This window comes from Flammeovirgaceae bacterium SG7u.111 (assembly GCA_034044135.1).
Taxonomy (GTDB): Bacteria; Bacteroidota; Bacteroidia; order Cytophagales; family Flammeovirgaceae.
In genome coordinates, this window is the sequence record CP139021.1 from 2,391,746 (window position 1) to 2,408,331 (window position 16,586).

Sequence of the window (16,586 nt, forward strand, 5' to 3'; positions counted from 1 at the left end):
AATTAAAGACTTTGGAAAGGCGATGGGAAACTGTCGCCTTTTTTGTTTGTAAGTGTTTGGAGGAAAATGAAGGCGATACAATGGCTAACTTGGTGAAAGTATAAATTTATTCTTCTATCTTTTCTAGATCTTTCCTTGGTAGTATCATTTTAATCTTTCAAATTGAAAAGCAAATCAACGAACTACCAATTCGAATTTTTTAACAGCTAGTCTCTTGAATTGTTTTTTACACTTTCATTTCAAAAAATAGCATGTCATGAGTAAGGAGAATCATAACGAAGAGTCACTACGTCTGAATCGACGAGATTTTATCCGCCTTGGAGGTGGAGTGTTAGCAGTTGGGGCAATGGCTAGTGCCGGATGGGGTATCACTGAAATTATAGCTGGACCTGGCGATGTGGATACTTGGCATAAATCTGCTTGCCGCTATTGTGGGACAGGTTGTGGGGTAATGATAGGGATGAGGAAGAATAAGGTGTTGAAGGTACGGGGCGATCAAGAGGCTCATAATAAAGGAGTTATTTGTATTAAAGGATCTTTGCTTGCAGATGTTGTCAATAAAACCGAGACAAGGTTACTAAAGCCAAAGATCAAGAAAAATGGAAAATTTGAAGAGGCAAGCTGGGAAGAGGCGATGAGCTTGGTTGCTTCAAAATTCAAAGAAAATATTGAGACTAACGGAGCCGATTCGGTAGCCTATTATGGTTCAGGTCAGTTGTATACGGAAGAGTCTTATACGGCTAACAAACTATTTAAGGCAGGGATTGGGACGAATAATGTAGATGGAAACCCAAGGCTTTGCATGGCCTCGGCTGCTGTAGGCTATACGCAGACTTTTGGGAAGGATGAACCACCAGGGGCGTATGCCGATATTGATAGCGCCGAAGTATTTTTCCTCATTGGGGCAAATATGTACGAGTGCCACCCGCCACTTTGGGAACGAATCATGATCAGGAAAAAGTCCAACCCAAATGTGAAAATCATTGTGGTGGACCCTCGCCGCACAAAAACAGCCGAAAGAGCAGATTATCACTTGCCTGTAATTCCAGGTACGGATCTTTTGCTTACCAATGCGATGGCTCAAGTGATCATAGCCAGAGGTTTGCACGATGAAAAATTCATTTCCGAGCATGTGAAGTTCAACGATGGAAAGCAAGATGTTTCTTTTGAAGAATATAAAGAGTTTCTTCAAGATTATACCCCTGAAAAGGTAAGTGAAAGGCTAGGCGTAAGCGCTCCTCAAATTGAAGAGATTGCCTATCTTTTTGCCTCCTCAAGGGCTACCATGTCTTTGTGGACCATGGGTATTAACCAACGGATACAAGGGGTTTTCCTTAATAATAACCTTAATAGTTTACACCTGATAACGCAGCAGATTTGCCGCCCGGGAGCAACACCGCTTTCGCTTACAGGGCAGAGCAATGCCTGCGGTGGCGTGAGGGATACGGGCTCGCTGTCCCACCTTTTGCCAGGAGGCAGGCTTATTGCCAATCCGCAGCACCGCAAGGAAATGGAAGAGATTTGGGGAGTAGAGCCAGGGAAAATTGCACCGAAGCCAGGCTACAGTGCCGTGGACTTGTTCCAAGCTATGTACGACGATAAGGTGAAGGCAGCACTTGTGATGTGTACGAACCCAGCCCAGTCTGCGCCCAATGCAGATTTGTACCGTGAAGGGCTCGATAAATGCTTTTTGGTAGTTGCCGATTTGTATGAAACTACGGAAACGGCAAAATATGCCGATGTGCTTTTACCCGCAGCATTTTATGTCGAGAAAACAGGCGTTTATGGCCAAACAGAACGGAGATATCATCTCATAGAAAAACTTATCGACCCGCCAGGAGAAGCAAGAAGTGATTTGAGCATTTTGGTGGACTTGGCCGAACGCTTGGGGTATGGAGATCTCATCAGTGGCAAAACTCCGAACGATGCTTGGGACGAATGGCGAAAAGTCTCTGCAAAATCGAAATATAATTTTGAGGGGATTACCTACGAAAGGCTGAAGAAGGAAAGGGGGTTGCAATGGCCTTGCCCAACCGAAGATCATCCGGGAACAGTGCGCAGGTACATGAAAGGCGATCCGTTTGTAACGGAAGGAAAAGAGATTGATTTCTATGGAAAGCCAGATCATAAGGCAAGGGTGTTTTTGCGTCCTTACGTAGAATCTCCCCAACAACTGAGCGAAGAAATGCCATTTTACCTCACTACAGGTAGGGTAATAGAACAATGGCACACGGGGACTATGACTTCCAATGCCAAGGAGCTGAACAATGCTAGCGGGCCGGGAAGGTTCAAGCTTTCTCCTTACGATGCTCAGAAAATAGGCGTGGTAGATGGAGATATGATAGAAGTGAAAAGTGGGTTTGGCAGTATAAAAGGGCAAGTGGAGGTCTCGAATAATGAAACTCCAGGGGTGATTTTTGCCGCATTCTACGATCCTAAGTTTTTAATAAACAAGGTGGTGAGTAGCGCTTACGATCCGGTTTCGAAAGAACCGGAGTACAAAGTGACTGCGGTAAATGCCAATAAGGTAGAGAAAATCGAACTTAACTAATTTTAAACGCTAAATCCCAAAGCCATAAGTCGCTTTTGGCTTGTTTATAAATATGGAAATAGGATTATTTGAAGTACTCGCCGTCATATTAGGAGTAACCGAGTTGGTGTTGCTTTATCAGCTTCGCAAAAACCGACATTCTCTTACCTCTTATGTGAAATCGCTCGTGTTGTTCGGTATTTTGGTGATCCCCCTGATCACACTAAGCTTAGGGAATTATCATGTATTTGTTTCTTCAAAAGAAGTGGATTCTTGTATGAATTGCCATGTGATGCGCCCTTTTGGAAATGACATGATGCACGACCAAAATAGCATGACACTGGCGGCAAGGCATTATAAAAATAACTGGATAAAAGACCAAGAGTGCTATTCTTGTCACAAAGATTATGGCTTTCAAGGTACGATGAAAACCAAGGCGGACGGGTATCGTCACCTAATGAAATACATCACGGGCACGTACCAAGAGCCGATCAAATTCAGAGGAGAGTTTAACAGCATGAACTGTATGGGTTGCCATAGCGGAACTCCAGTCTTCGAAAATGTGCATGAACACCAGCCTGTAAAGGAAAACCTAGCCTCGGACAATCCGACTTTGAGCTGTTTGAATTGCCATGGAAGGGCACACCCCGAGCGCTCGCGCAGAACGCCTGGTCATGAAGATTATGATGAGCTGAATAGGGAATATAAGAGCATTGAAGGAGATGCGGTTTTCCAACCAATAGAAGAAGGGAAAGGCGAAGAGGTTACTGCTTTTATCAAACGTATCGATTCACAAAACTAAGAAAGACCATGAAAATCATAAAAATAGAAGCGCTCTTTACTACCGTGGCAATGATCATTAGTTTGTGGTACGTAGTTAGCCCCGGGCCTACGCTCATGTTTCTTTTTGTATTTGTCGCCCAGCCTGCTTTTGCCCTAGCAATCATTAGTGCGTTGTGGCATATCCGCAGAGATTTGCGTGAAAAGAAAATTTGGTAGACTAATGTCTGTTTAAGGCATTTAAGCCTCTCGTCCATAGAATTTCTTCTTTGGGTGAGAGGCTTTGGTTTAAGAGCATTTTATAACCTACTCAACTCTTTTGCAAAATGACCTATCTAATTAAAATGGTTTCTATCTCCTTTTTATTTTTCCTTTCATTGGTAAGCCAAGCCCAAGATGGAAAACAATTATACACTACGTATTGTGCTGGATGTCATGGAGCCAGTTTGGAAGGAACTACTTCTGCGGCAACGCTCATTAAAGCTAAATGGAAAAATGGTTCGGGAGCAGATGTCATAAAGCATTCGATTAAAAACGGAGTGCCCAATACTACGATGATTGCCTGGGGGAGCTTACTGGACGACAAACAGATTGATGCCATTACTAGTTTTATCGTTTCTTCTCAAACTCTTTCTTCCAAACCTTCAATTTCAATGAACGAAATTGAGGTAATCAACTCCAAAAAGTATTCTTTAACTATTGAAAAACTCGTTACGGAGAATCTGCAAACTCCTTGGGCAATCGAATTTATCAGTTCTGACACGGCCCTCATTTCCGAGAAAAAAGGAGGCTTGAAATGGCTCATTCATGGAAAACTTTCCCCACAAGAAATTAAGGGGCTGCCAAAACCTCACTTGGTTGCGAAAGGCACTGGTGGCTTTATGGACATAGCTTTAGACCCAAATTATGAGCAAAACGGTTGGGTATATTTGGCATTTAGCCATACCAATGGTGATGTAAAAAACAAGTATGCCTTGGCGCTGACCAAAATAGTGAGGGGAAAGATTGTGGCGAACGAGTGGATAGATCAGCAAACGCTATTTGAAGTACCCGATTCCCTCAAGGTGGTCAACGGTGACCGCTGGGGCTGTCGGCTTTTGTTCGATAAGGAAGGTTTTTTGTATTTTTCCATCGGCGACATGGGAAAAGCGATGGATTCTCAAAACTTGGGCAAGGCTACGGGAAAGGTTTTCCGAATTCATTCCGATGGCTCTATTCCCAAGGACAATCCATTTGTAGATGAAGAAGGGGCGCTGAAAGCCATTTATGCGATTGGATTGCGAAATGTACAAGGCATTTCCCAACACCCAGTTACAGAGCAAATTTGGGTGACGGATCATGGACCAAAAGGAGGGGATGAGCTAAATGTTTTGGAAAAAGGGGGGAATTACGGATGGCCTGTCATTACCTACGGCATCAACTACGATGGCTCAATTATTACGGATAAAACCCACCAAGAAGGGATGGAACAACCTATCGTTCAATGGACGCCTTCTATCGCTGTTTGCCCCTCGGGGTTTTGTGCAAGCCCACTTTTTGAGGATTGGAAAAACAACCTTTTGGTAGGTGCTTTGGCATTTCAAGAGCTTCGTAGGCTGGTGATAATCGATGATAAGGTGGTGGGACAGGAAATTATATTCAAGGGAAAAGGTCGGGTACGAGATGTGAAGTTTGGAAAAGACGGGGCGTTGTATATCCTTACAAACAGCCCCGATGAAGTGTTGAAAATAACTCCGAAGCCCCGGTAGTGGAATCACTTTTCAATTCTCATAATATCTTTCAATCTCCCTTCCAGATCGTACATTCTCAACTCAAATTGGTTGTCAAATAAGTCTACTCGGAGGTAATGGTTGCCTCGTTGTATTTTGTTGGAAAACCAAGTGTGGGTAGGTGCGAAGTCTTCTAAGTTACCACCAGCTCCGCCACTTTTCACATAAACAATTCCATTTTCTTTGTCGATAGCCCCTTCTTTTATCGGGTATGTTCGTTCGTAAGCATGCACGTGACCGTAGAAAACCACATCAATCCCATTAGCTTCGTATAAAGGTTTCAGGTCATCGAATCGAGGGTCGCTTTCTATGCTTTTTTTGCCTTCCCACGTATTGCCAAAATCATCTTCATCGGAAGAGAACGGGCAATGGTGGTGGGTGATGAATTTCCATTCGGCATCAGACTTAGCAAGTTGTTCTTTCAGCCACTCATATTGCTTGCCACCCTTTTTCAATTCGGATGCTGCATTGCTGTTGAGCATGAAAAACTCCGCATTGCCATAGCGAAAGGAGTAATAAGCTTCAGGAGCTGGGAGTTTATGGTAGCGCTCGTACCAATACAAATCATCTTCTCCATTTCCGGGCACGGGGAATACTGGGATACGGCTTGCTACAGGAACAATTCCCGTGAAATATTCATAATTCCACTCGAATTTGTGTGGCTTTTTGCCTCCATCGGTAATGTCGCCAAGGTGGAGTAGGAAGTTTGGGCGTTCCTCCCAAATCATTTCCCCCAATCTGTTGTTGACATGCGGTCGGCTTTCCGTATCGCCTAATATACAGAAGGAAAAAGCATCTTTTTCCTCTACTGCTGTGGAAAAAGTCAGTATGCCCGATTTCATCTCCGTGCCATCTACCGATGTAGCTGTGATCTCATAAAAATATGGAGTTGCTGCTTCTAAACCATCTAGTGTGGTCTCTTGGATATAAGCTACGTCGGTAATTGTTTTAGAATTACCTAAGGGGAGGGTTGTTCCGTAAGCTATGCTCGCTGTTGCCTGTTGGCTAGTTTCCCAAAGTATATTGATACTGTTTTGAGTTGCATAATGCAGATAAGGACCTGCATTAAAGTGGAAGGTATCGGCAAAGAATGCTCCGGCTTCCACTTGCTTTTGCAGAGCTTCAAAGTTATCGGTTATTTCTGCCTTGTCAAGAGCATAATCATACATGCGGCTTGTCTTCACCAAATTGCTGATTTCCATATAAGGCTCCTTGCCAAAATATCCCGCTAGTTCAATTTCAGTTTCGGGAGTAATATTCAACTTTCCACTTGCAGGTTCTTCCTTAAGTAGTTTGCCGTTGAGGTAAAGTTTCATGATTTTTCCATCATAAGTAGCGACTAAATGTCCCCAGTATTTTTTCCATCCTCGTTGTATTTTTGACGTAAGAGTTTTCTGTCCTGCTTCGGTTTCAAGATGGAAAACTACCTCATCGCCATAGTAGCCAACTAGCCATGGGGTGTCTTTTTTGCCCTTTGGGTTTCTGAGCGCCATCATAGTTCCTACAGGCATGTTGACATGGTTTAGCAGCCAGAATTCTATCGTAAATTGCTCTGAGGGAATTTTGTCATACTCTAGGAAATTGGTAAGCCTTTGGGTAGGGGCTTCACCGTAGAATTGAATAGGCCCGCCTATGGTTTTGAAAAGTTCAAATTTGCTCTGTAGAGGTTCTATTTTATTGCCCGGATAATTTTCTGCATTTCTATATAAGGTATAGTTGGGGTGAAAAGTCCAATCAGCTATTAGTTTCTGGGCGTGGGATAGTTGAACCGAAAACAGGAAGAGCAATCCAAGGCAACATAATCTATTTTTCATAGTGTCATTAGTCTTGTGGAAATAAAATTGAGTATTTGTCAATTTTGTTTGCTGCAAATAAAAAGCAAGACCACTAACTGAACGACTATTTAATGTGATGGATTTGTGAATAAATAAGTTCGATTATAAGTGTATTTATGAAGGCGCATAAAGTTGATAATTGACTCTTACCACTTTCTAATATCATAAGCCCCTTCCCAAAAGATCTTTTCCATCCTGCTTGCCGTAATGAATGCCTCTGTCATTTTTGCTTGTTGGGCAGGTGTACATTCAGCGGCTACTTTATCGCAAATATCTATCGCTTGCTTTACCAATACCCCAAACTCTTCCCCAGCATAAGTATCTATCCATTTTTGATACGGGTTGTTTGATGCTTCTTGGTTTTGGTAGATGTAATCGCCTACGGCCTTGTAAATCCAAAAACAGGGCAAAACGGCTGCCATTGCCACCTCCACTTGCTCTGTAGCAGCAGTGCTTTTGAGGTAATGGATGTAATGATGGCAGGCAGGTTCAATAGTCGATTGATCCGCCTGTTCAGGGTCGGTATAGAACTGATGTAGTGCTGATTCTACCACAATTGCCCCTTCGGAAAAGCGGACGAAGGCGAGCATATCTTGTGTGTCATGCGCTCTTCCCCCAATCAAAGCCAAGGCTCTTCCAAAATGCTCCAAATAATGGGAGTCTTGTAACATGTAGAATTGAAACTTTTCTTCAGGGAGCTTCCCGTTCATTAGTTCTTCTATGAAGGCAAGTTCCGTAATCGATTGATAAATTGCTTCGGAAGCTTTCCAAGCCTTAGTTGACCACTTCATTTTTTATAAGTTTGTGAGGGTTGTAAAAGTGATTTAACGGTCCATTGCCTTTCCCAATTAGTACATCTTTCCCGTTTTCAATAGCTCCATGAACATATTGTTGCCCAAGGTCTACGGCATTTTCCAATGACTCGCCCCGAGCGATGTAACTGGCTATAGCAGAAGAAAGCGTGCAGCCAGAACCATGAGTGTTATTGGTTTGGAATTTTTCAAAATCATAGCTATGAACCTTGCCGTTTTTGGCGAAATAAAGGGAGGTCAGCTGAGCAGTGGGTAGGTGTCCACCTTTTAGCAAAACCGATTGGCAGCCTAGTTCCATAATTTTTTTACCCGCTACCTGCATTTCTTCCACGCTTCGGATGGGCATATCAGCCAAAATAGCAGCTTCGTCTAGATTAGGGGTAATTACTTCGGTAATGGGGAACAGTTTTTCGATAATCGCTTGAATCGTAGCATCCTCTATAAGTTTGTGCCCGCTGGTAGCGACCATTACCGGATCGAACACAATTGGTATATGTGGATACTGTTGTAGGGTATTCAAAATGGTATCGACCAATTCGGTGGTATGAACCATTCCTATTTTGATGGCATCGGGGAAAATGTCTTCCAAAATAGCGTGGATCTGATCTTCAATAGCCTGAGCCGGAATGGGATAGATCTTTTTTACCCCGCAGGTATTTTGTACGGGTAGGGCAGTCAACACCGATGTTGAATAACAGCCCAATGCAGAAGTAGCTTTGATATCTGCTTGGATTCCTGCACCACCGCTTCCATCAAAACCCGCGATGGTCAATACAGAAGGATAGGTATGTTTCTTTTCCATTAGTTTGCTTTTTCTATCTGGTTTTTAAGTTCGAAAGCTGCTTTAGCAGGGTCTTTTGCTTGGCATATAGCAGAGACTACTGCAATACAATCCGCCCCTGCTTTTACAACCTCATAAGCATTAGAAATACTCATGCGCCCAATGGCAACTAAGGGTTTTGACGTAAGCGAACGAATTTTTTCAACTCCTTCTAATCCCCATTCCGTCACGGTGTCTTGCTTGGTTGGGGTGCTAAAAACAGGGCTGATCCCTAAGTAATCGGATACCTCTGTTTCTCGGTTGCTTAGCTGGGGGAGGTATTCAATTGAGTACCCTAAAAGACCGCATTTCTTCCATTCGGTCCGAATGTGGGTAGGTGCTAAGTCGTTGTTGCCCACATGGATCCCCGAGGCTTGAACCTGCATAGCTACCGCAAGGTCATCGTTGATGATTAGCGGAACACCGTACCTATCTGTGATTTCTTTTAGGCGAAGGGCTTTGGTAAGAAAGGCAGGTGAGCTAATGTTCTTCTCACGAAGCTGTACAATATCAACACCGCCTTTTATGGCTTCTTCAGTTACTTCTAAGAAGTCCTTGCCGAGGCAATCGCTCTCAGAAACTACCAAATATAGCCGATATGGGAAAACTGAATGTTGCATTACCGAACAGTTAGCTTGATCTTTCCTAAGAATTCTTCTTCGCTGATGTTGTACAACTTATCGAGCAATTGCACCTGCAAACTCCCAGGACCTGAAGCATTGTTTGCTGCTAGTTCTCCTGCAATGCTCATCAATGCCGTAGCTGCGGCAACAGCCTCTACTTTATCCTCTATCACGGCGATAAAAGCTCCAATAATAGCCGTAGCCGAACAGCCTAAGCCTGTTACTTTGGTCATGAGCGCATCGCCATTCGACATATGAATTTGTTTCCCTTCTCCAATGATGATATCGGTTTCACCCGAGATACAGACAGTAGAGCCGTATTGCTCGTGCAATAACGAGGCTGCCATCACTGCTTCTTCACTTTGCAAGGTGCTGTCTACTCCTTTTGTTTGGGTAGTGTTGCGTTTTGCCAAAGCAACTATTTCGGAAGCATTTCCCCTGATGAACGGAGGGCGGAGAGCGACAAGTTTTTCCAAGGTTTCATCTCGGTAGGGAGTAGCTCCTGCTCCTACAGGATCGAGTACCCAAGGTTTGCCTAGCTTGTTCGCTTCTGCACTGGCGGAAAGCATAGCGTCTACCCAATATTCGTCCAGCGTGCCTATGTTTATGACCAGCGACTGGCAAATACCAATCATTTGCTTTACCTCTGGCTGGGCATGTGCCATGATAGGGGATGCGCCAATTGCCAGCAAGGCATTTGCCGTATTGTTCATTACAACATAATTGGTAATATTTTGAACGAGTGGGGATTTTTTCCGAACGGTGAGGACGTGTTGCCAAAGATTCTCTTTCATAGCCATGTTTAAGTTTAGAAATAAATGGCTAGAGGTCCTTAAAGATAGGAGGGTAGGCAGCATCCTGCTTACTAACTTTTCCCTACGCCAGTGTCAACCGGATCAGGTTCAAAGGGACTCTCTCAATTCTTTACAGAATACCCCTAAAGCCGGAGCAAAGCTACTTACAAAATAATAAAATCCAAGAAACGAACTGTCTTTCCATGTCCTTCCTATACAACGCCACCCATCAAACAACCATCGAAGCGCCCCGTCAAAAGTTGACGGGACGTTTCGATGGTTGATTTTTGTTTTATTTGCTGACCTTGTTTGGCAACCCCGTCGTGGTCGTTTGGGACGCCCACGACGATGGGCAGGTGCGGGCAAAGCGTCGGGGGCGTAAAAAAAACGACCCCGACGGGTACGGCTCTTGTTGAACGATGGGGTCGCTTGGAGCGCCCCCATCGTTATTCTTGCGCCCGAACTAACGGCGTTACTCTTTTTAGAGCAGCAGAGCTATATACCCCCAAAGAAAGCTCATTCATCCAACAACTCTTTTTGATGCCGGCAAGTAATGGCGGTAGTTGTTCTGAACAATCCAGACGGGCAAATAGAAAAACTGGGCAACGACCAGCCCCAAAAACCAAAAACACCCCGGCAAAAGTGACGGGGCGTTTCGATGGTTGTATTTTTGTTTTTACTTGCTACCCTTGTTTGGGTCGAGCGGACGCTCCGAGCAGTTGGGGAATATGAAAAAATTATACCCATACCTTTGCATAAACCATAAGAGTAGTGGGGGTGCGACCTTAAAAATAAAAGAGTATTTTTTTAGTAACTGCTAGTAATAAAAATGAAACCACCATAGACCCAATAGCTACCCAATTTGGATGATTTATTTTATTTGATTTTTCGTAATCATTAATTATTTCTAAGTATCTTTTTTTATAAAAAAACAAGTAATAATTTAATATTAGTACAGGTAAAGCACTTATAACTATACCGAGTTTATTTAAGTTTTTAGGCATGATATCAGAACCTAATATCCTTTCTATTATTAATACTATTGTAAAGAAATTCATATAATTAACAGCACTGATAGCAGCATATGTAGTGAAATATGGTGTCGAATCATTATTTCCCTTAATAATTCTGTAAAAACAATAGAAAAGATATCTCATAATATATTTTTTTTAAAAATTCACTTAAAAGCCACAGAAAAAGATTAGTTCATTTATGGATTATGATTATTTTGTGGCATTGTATTTTGAGGACCTAGTGCTTCAGGCATTACAAATTTTATAATGGGCTCTACAATAGATTGTCCAAACCCCTCTGGTCTGAGCATCCGCTCGGACCATGTCGGCATTGGACCCCACTGCCTATCAAACATACAAAACCAAAAACGCCCCGGCAATTTTTGGCGGGGCGTTACAATTTTTCTCACTATCTTTTTTGATACCAGCGACGCCATCGCTCCAAGCGATGGCGTCGCTGGTATCCTCTACTCCTCCAAAATAATCGCATCCACTGATTTTTCTTTTACCAGTTTGTTGAAGGCAGGGACTTCATTGGTTTTTATCGTTTCCCAAATCTTCAATTGCTCATCAATTTTGGCGGTTACTTCCTTGCGGAACGCCTCGGCTTGCTCGGTTGGGCGGTCATCGCTGATGCTCACGAGCGAGGTGAGGTGGCCTAGCTTGTTGTTGAGCTGGATGGGGAAGTTGAGTGGGTCTTGCCCGCTTCGGTTTTTGGTTTGGTAAAGCGTTTTTTCCACTTCTTCCATTTTCTTTATCAGCTCGTCCCCAGCATCTACCACTTCGCTCAGGGTAGAATCTTTTTTGATCATTGCCGTAAGGCCACCAATCTGCTCTTTAGCTGCTCTTATATTGATAATGGCTTCGTGGGTTTCGGTCATTTTATCCCGAACGGCCAGCAAGAAATCGAACTGGGCTTGCATATCTTCCACGGTGGCTTCTATACGTGGGTCGGGCAAAATTTCAAAGTCGCTTTCCATCACCTCTTCGTTCACGGTGAGCCTAACTTTGTATTTGCCCGGAACGGCTTTTGGTCCTTGCATAGATGCCCACCACAAAATCATTCCCTCGAAATCTTTGGCGTCGTCGTAGCGAGTATTCCACACAAAGCGGTTCAGCCCAGCTTTCAGATCAGAGAGTTTTTCTTTCTTTTCCTTCGCATTCGAAGCAAAGCTTTTTATCACATCGCCATCGGCTTCCAAAAATTCCAGTTTTACTACAAAAGCTGAATCTGGAGCTTGCTTGAGCTGGAAATACGTCATTACTCCGCCGGGATGGTTGGTGCCAGCGGTTTTCAGGTCTTTGGCTTGGCGACCTTTCATACGGTAAGCTGGCAATGGATCGAAAAGGAAGGCATCCGCTTGGGCAACCTCGTCTGAAAGTTGGTGGATAGGTCCCAAATCGTCGATGATCCATAGGCTTCGCCCTTGGGTAGCCGCTATCAAGTTTTTGTTCTTGATGGTGAGGTCGGTGATAGGTACAATGGGCAGGTTTTGTTGGAATGGTTGCCAGTTTGCCCCGTCGTCAAAAGAGATGTACATGCCTGTTTCTGTTCCTGCATAAAGCAACCCTTTTCGGTCAGGATCGGCTCTTACCACACGGGTAAAGTGCCCTGGGTCTATTCCCGAAGTAATCTCCGTCCAAGTAGCTCCGTAGTCCTCGGTTTTGTAAAGGTAAGGGCGGTAATCTCCTGATTTGTATTTGGTTGCAGCTACATATGCACCGCCTTTTACAAATGGACTTGCCTCAATGCTATTGATCATGTTGAAAGCAGGCATTTGCGGAGGGGTTACATTGCTCCAAGTCTTGCCACCGTCTTTGCTCACATGGATAAGCCCATCGTCCGAGCCAGTCCAGAGCAGGTCTTTTTCATAAGGCGATTCGATAGCTGCGAAAATGGTGCTGTAATATTCCACGCCTGTGTTGTCCTTGGTGATAGGACCGCCCGAAGGGCCAAGCTTACTCGAATCGTTGGTAGTGAGGTCAGGGCTGATGGTTTCCCAGCTATGCCCGCCATTTTCTGTGACATGTAAATGGTTGGACGCAGAATACAATTTCTTAGGGTTATGAGGCGAGAAGAAAATAGGGAAATTCCATTGGAAACGGTATTTCATTCCTTCTGCGCCGTAGCCCATTGGGTTGTCTGGCCACACGTTTATTGATCTTGCCTCGTCTGTTTTGTGGTTCACCCGTGTGAGGAAGCCACCGTAACTGCCACCATAGACAATATCTGGATTTTCGGGGCTTGGGGCGATATGGGCACTTTCCCCACCTGCGGTCGATTCCCAATCGTCTTCGGAGATACTGCTGCCTGTGCTGCGGTGGGCAATTCGGATGGTTGAGTTATCTTGTTGCGCTGCATAAATTCGGTAAGGGAAGGCGTTGTCCGTTACAACTCTGTAAAACTGTGCCGTAGGTTGGTTGTGGTACGTTGACCAGCTACTTCCTCCATCGTTCGAGATTTGCGCACCGCCATCGTCGCCAATGATCATCCTTTCTGGGTCTTCTGGGGCAATCCACAAGTCGTGATGGTCGCCGTGAGGGGCAACGTGCGGTTTGAAGGTTTTACCTCCATCGGTCGATTTGTGATAGCGAACATTCAGCACATATACCACATCTTGGTCTTTTGTATCGCAATACACTCGGGTGTAATACCAAGCCCTTTGGCGAAGGGCACGGTCGCTATTGACCTTGCTCCATGTTTTACCAGCATCGTCGGAGCGGTAAAGCCCGCCTTCTTCCGCTTCTATCTGGGCAAAAATCCGCTCGGAGTTCACGGGGGAAACAGCAACGCCCGCTATGCCCCAAGTGCCTTTTGGCAAGCCTTTGTTTTCAGTGATTTTTTTCCATGTATCGCCGCCATCGGTACTTTTCCAGAGGTCAGAACCTTCGCCACCGCTTATTAGGCTATATGGCGTTCTGCGGATATGCCAAGTACTTGCGTATAGCACCCGTGGGTTTCCCGGATCTATCACCAAGTCCACCGCACCTGCGTCTGCTGTGGCAAAAAGTGTTTTTTTCCAAGTTTTTCCACCATCGGTACTTTTATACACGCCACGCTCTTGGGTTGGCTTGTATAGGTCTCCCATTACCGCGGCATAGACTATATCAGGGTTTTTGGGGTGAACTCGAACCCTACCGATGTGCCTCGACTCGTTTAAACCGATGTTTTCCCATGTCTTTCCAGCATCTACCGACTTCCACATGCCATAGCCATAGGAAACATTTCCACGGACAGTTTTTTCACCACCGCCTACGTAGATCACATTGTTGTCGTACTCGCTCACGGCTATAGCACCAATAGAGCCACCAAAAAATCCGTCGGAGATATTTTCCCAAGTTTTGCCCGCATTTTCGGTTTTCCAAACCCCGCCGCCCGTAGCACCGAAGTAGAAAAGCTGCGGTTTGCCGGGGACGCCCGTAACGGCGCAAGACCTGCCGCCCCTAAAGGGTCCGATCAGTCGCCATTCCAAGCCTTCATAAAGTTTTGGGTCGTAGGTTGTTGTTGCGGAGGTTTCCGCTTTCTTTTTCTTCCGCTGGGCGGAAAGAGGCAAAGTAAATAGCACTGCCGCTAAGAGGCAGTAAATAGTGAATAATTTTTTCATTTGTTGTGTGTGGTTGTTAACTAAATTGATCGAGAGGGGAAGTTAGTAAATTATCTTGATCATATGATTATTGGATGATTTGATTATTTGATGTGCTGATAGCTTGTGCCGCCATAGGCGGTATGCTGGTTAGACAAACCCCTTCCAAGAGTTTCCAACCGAGTAAAAAAAGATAGTTAAACCTCAAAAGGTTGTTTTATACAATTCTTGGAAGGGTTAAACTGAGAATGTCCAGTAGTATTCAGTTGTTCTGTGCTATATTTATGGGATAAGTATAAGGGGAATAAACCCTGTTGGGTTTACGCAAATGTTAGGTTGCATTAACAAACAGTACAAACTTGATAAATTAGTTATAAAATGAAAAAATTACTTACAATTCTGACATGTAGTTTGATTATTACCAGCTGTTCATTTAATCAGAAAGAGGTGATTATTTTAAAAACTCTTGACCAGTTTGATACTCAAGAGGAAAATGAGCAACTTGGGATTGACCTTTTGAATTATAGATTTCCTGTTTTTATGCAACAAAAGTTTCCCGATTTTACACAGGATATTTATAGTAATATTACTTATCAATACTTTATTCAGGATAATAATAAACAAGTCTCATTCAGGTTGATTTTAAGCAATGATGCTCTTAAATACAAGGATAAGATAGTTAATTACTTCGAAGAGACTGTTGATAATCAAGTAGAGAGACAGGTTGCAGATAAAGAACTGTTTGATAATGCTACAAAAATAACATTAGAACATTTTGACCAGCTAGACAAACACGATTTTGATGGATTTTGGGATAATACATCTGATATTTTAGGAGAAATGACAACTAAAGATGCATTTTTTGAATCTATAAAAGGTCGAGAGAGCATTAGTACGATTGGAGGTAAACGAACTTTTTATTGTAAACAGTATTATGAGAATATGCCTGGGGTTGATAAAACTGGATTCTATGTGATATGCTTTACTTTTGAGAATGACAAAAATATGATTGAGCAATTGACATATCATAAGGATGAAAATGGGTTGAAAATAATTGGATACGACTATAGGATGCCAAATTAATAACGCAACTGTGTTCTTCTGAGAGTTAGCGACAGCGTCCTCCCAGAAGTTTTTTGTCTTGCAAATCTCCTGCCCATGCGCCAGCCCTGCCTTGCGGAACTAGTTTTTTCAGGCATTGAAATCAGTAGGGCGGAGATTCCCCGTCGGGGCGGGGAATGACATGGGTTTGGGTTACGTGATGTAAGTTTTGTGTTATGGGGTTTAGGTTTTTGGGGTGAGTAAAAAAGAACAGGTCACCCCACCCATTCCATTACCTGTTTTTTGAAGGTTTCGTATTTTATATGGTAATAGAAGAACCATGGAATATTGACGATGATGTAGATAAAGCAGCCAAACATGAGAGGTGTAGAGTTTTCAAGTTCCATGGAATAAAAAAAGATTACGAATGCAAAGATGAAAGCTGAAATGGAGTTGAACACCAATGAAGTTTTAAGTTTCAAACCTAATATGCCTGACAAGATATTCCAGCCATTAAAGCGCTCTTTTATAACGCATTTTCCATCATTAGAGAAATCAACAGAAACATGTAGGCTTCTTGTGAGTCTTATTTCTACCCACGTGTTAAGGTCTTTGTACTCGTAATCAAATTTTTCTAGTTGGCCGATGAGTTTTTCTTTCATTGAGATAGTCTTTTTGTGAATAATAATATTATGGCTTAATACACTGTGTTTTTAGAGGTAAACTCTGTTAAGCTAATATTTTCTTTAATTCTTTTCCCTATCTTAACTTATTTTCTATTGCTTCTAATTTGTGTTGCTGTAAGGGGCATATGTAAAGGTGGGATTAATGATTTTGTAACATTAAACATTGATCATTTTCTTATTTCTAATTACAAAATATTTATCGTACTTTTCTCCAATAGTATAAGTAGAAAAGTGAGTTGAAGTGATTTGGGGATCAATGTGTTAATTGATGTTTTTTATGTCGAGAAAATGTCTTATAA

Annotated in this window: 14 protein-coding genes and 1 riboswitch; of the genes, 6 read left to right on the forward strand and 8 right to left on the reverse strand. The window is 43.2% G+C overall.

From position 1 onward, the window contains the following. Window positions 1-256: 256 nt before the first annotated feature. The 4 genes from R9C00_09350 (at window position 257) to R9C00_09365 (ending at window position 5,058) form a co-directional block, all read left to right on the forward strand. On the forward strand, window positions 257-2,551 hold the full coding sequence (locus R9C00_09350) for a nitrate reductase (protein ID WPO37654.1): 2,295 nt from the start codon (window positions 257-259) through the stop codon (window positions 2,549-2,551). Between the two features lie 52 nt (window positions 2,552-2,603). Further along, window positions 2,604-3,332, forward strand: a complete 729-nt coding sequence (locus R9C00_09355) for a hypothetical protein (GenBank protein WPO37655.1) — start codon at window positions 2,604-2,606, stop codon at window positions 3,330-3,332. 8 nt (window positions 3,333-3,340) lie between these two features. Continuing rightward, complete coding sequence (locus R9C00_09360) at window positions 3,341-3,529, forward strand: hypothetical protein (GenBank protein ID WPO37656.1); 189 nt, start codon at window positions 3,341-3,343, stop codon at window positions 3,527-3,529. A gap of 107 nt (window positions 3,530-3,636) precedes the next feature. After that, entirely contained in the window at window positions 3,637-5,058 is a 1,422-nt protein-coding gene (locus R9C00_09365) for a PQQ-dependent sugar dehydrogenase (protein WPO37657.1), read from the forward strand. A 5-nt stretch (window positions 5,059-5,063) separates the two neighbouring features. On the opposite strand, the gene R9C00_09370 is transcribed toward R9C00_09365, so the two are convergent. The 5 genes from R9C00_09370 to thiM all read right to left on the reverse strand — a co-directional run bounded on the left by R9C00_09370 (window position 5,064) and on the right by thiM (window position 9,963). Next, the gene (locus R9C00_09370; protein ID WPO37658.1) at window positions 5,064-6,893 is read right to left on the reverse strand and encodes a metallophosphoesterase; all 1,830 of its coding nucleotides are present in this window, start codon (window positions 6,891-6,893) and stop codon (window positions 5,064-5,066) included. A gap of 167 nt (window positions 6,894-7,060) precedes the next feature. Continuing rightward, complete coding sequence (gene tenA / locus R9C00_09375; GenBank protein WPO37659.1) at window positions 7,061-7,705, reverse strand: thiaminase II; 645 nt, start codon at window positions 7,703-7,705, stop codon at window positions 7,061-7,063. Continuing rightward, the gene (thiD, locus tag R9C00_09380; protein ID WPO37660.1) at window positions 7,689-8,528 is read right to left on the reverse strand and encodes a bifunctional hydroxymethylpyrimidine kinase/phosphomethylpyrimidine kinase; all 840 of its coding nucleotides are present in this window, start codon (window positions 8,526-8,528) and stop codon (window positions 7,689-7,691) included. Before thiD ends, tenA begins: the two co-directional genes overlap by 17 nt. Beyond that, a complete protein-coding gene (gene thiE / locus R9C00_09385; protein WPO37661.1) occupies window positions 8,528-9,166 on the reverse strand; it encodes a thiamine phosphate synthase in 639 nt (212 codons plus the stop codon). The genes thiD and thiE overlap by 1 nt, the downstream gene beginning before the upstream one ends. Then, window positions 9,166-9,963, reverse strand: coding sequence for a hydroxyethylthiazole kinase (thiM, locus tag R9C00_09390; protein WPO37662.1), 798 nt, complete (start codon window positions 9,961-9,963; stop codon window positions 9,166-9,168). The genes thiE and thiM overlap by 1 nt, the downstream gene beginning before the upstream one ends. A 62-nt stretch (window positions 9,964-10,025) precedes the next feature. Continuing rightward, window positions 10,026-10,118: riboswitch (TPP riboswitch) on the reverse strand. A 154-nt stretch (window positions 10,119-10,272) separates the two neighbouring features. Here thiM and R9C00_09395 point away from each other — a divergent pair. Then, window positions 10,273-10,695: a hypothetical protein gene (locus tag R9C00_09395; protein ID WPO37663.1), complete on the forward strand. Its 423-nt coding sequence runs from the start codon at window positions 10,273-10,275 to the stop codon at window positions 10,693-10,695. A 53-nt stretch (window positions 10,696-10,748) separates the two neighbouring features. Here R9C00_09395 and R9C00_09400 read toward each other — a convergent pair whose 3' ends face one another. Together R9C00_09400 and R9C00_09405 are read right to left on the reverse strand one after the other, a co-directional pair. After that, window positions 10,749-11,120, reverse strand: coding sequence for a hypothetical protein (locus R9C00_09400; protein WPO37664.1), 372 nt, complete (start codon window positions 11,118-11,120; stop codon window positions 10,749-10,751). A gap of 323 nt (window positions 11,121-11,443) precedes the next feature. After that, a complete protein-coding gene (locus tag R9C00_09405) occupies window positions 11,444-14,581 on the reverse strand; it encodes a glycosyl hydrolase (GenBank protein ID WPO37665.1) in 3,138 nt (1,045 codons plus the stop codon). A 357-nt stretch (window positions 14,582-14,938) separates the two neighbouring features. Here R9C00_09405 and R9C00_09410 point away from each other — a divergent pair, with 357 nt between their 5' ends. Continuing rightward, on the forward strand, window positions 14,939-15,643 hold the full coding sequence (locus R9C00_09410) for a DUF4019 domain-containing protein (GenBank protein WPO37666.1): 705 nt from the start codon (window positions 14,939-14,941) through the stop codon (window positions 15,641-15,643). Between the two features lie 233 nt (window positions 15,644-15,876). Here R9C00_09410 and R9C00_09415 read toward each other — a convergent pair whose 3' ends face one another. Beyond that, window positions 15,877-16,263, reverse strand: a complete 387-nt coding sequence (locus R9C00_09415) for a hypothetical protein (protein WPO37667.1) — start codon at window positions 16,261-16,263, stop codon at window positions 15,877-15,879. Window positions 16,264-16,586 lie beyond the last annotated feature (323 nt).

What these genes read in the sequence shown, in the direction of transcription:
- R9C00_09350 (WPO37654.1), top strand. Translation starts at nt 257, where the DNA reads ATGAGTAAGGAGAATCATAACGAAGAGTCACTACGTCTGAATCGACGA.
- R9C00_09355 (WPO37655.1), top strand. Translation starts at nt 2,604, where the DNA reads ATGGAAATAGGATTATTTGAAGTACTCGCCGTCATATTAGGAGTAACC.
- R9C00_09360 (WPO37656.1), top strand. Translation starts at nt 3,341, where the DNA reads ATGAAAATCATAAAAATAGAAGCGCTCTTTACTACCGTGGCAATGATC.
- R9C00_09365 (WPO37657.1), top strand. Translation starts at nt 3,637, where the DNA reads ATGACCTATCTAATTAAAATGGTTTCTATCTCCTTTTTATTTTTCCTT.
- R9C00_09370 (WPO37658.1), bottom strand. Translation starts at nt 6,893, where the DNA reads ATGAAAAATAGATTATGTTGCCTTGGATTGCTCTTCCTGTTTTCGGTT.
- tenA (WPO37659.1), bottom strand. Translation starts at nt 7,705, where the DNA reads ATGAAGTGGTCAACTAAGGCTTGGAAAGCTTCCGAAGCAATTTATCAA.
- thiD (WPO37660.1), bottom strand. Translation starts at nt 8,528, where the DNA reads ATGGAAAAGAAACATACCTATCCTTCTGTATTGACCATCGCGGGTTTT.
- thiE (WPO37661.1), bottom strand. Translation starts at nt 9,166, where the DNA reads ATGCAACATTCAGTTTTCCCATATCGGCTATATTTGGTAGTTTCTGAG.
- thiM (WPO37662.1), bottom strand. Translation starts at nt 9,963, where the DNA reads ATGAAAGAGAATCTTTGGCAACACGTCCTCACCGTTCGGAAAAAATCC.
- R9C00_09400 (WPO37664.1), bottom strand. Translation starts at nt 11,120, where the DNA reads ATGAGATATCTTTTCTATTGTTTTTACAGAATTATTAAGGGAAATAAT.
- R9C00_09405 (WPO37665.1), bottom strand. Translation starts at nt 14,581, where the DNA reads ATGAAAAAATTATTCACTATTTACTGCCTCTTAGCGGCAGTGCTATTT.
- R9C00_09410 (WPO37666.1), top strand. Translation starts at nt 14,939, where the DNA reads ATGAAAAAATTACTTACAATTCTGACATGTAGTTTGATTATTACCAGC.
- R9C00_09415 (WPO37667.1), bottom strand. Translation starts at nt 16,263, where the DNA reads ATGAAAGAAAAACTCATCGGCCAACTAGAAAAATTTGATTACGAGTAC.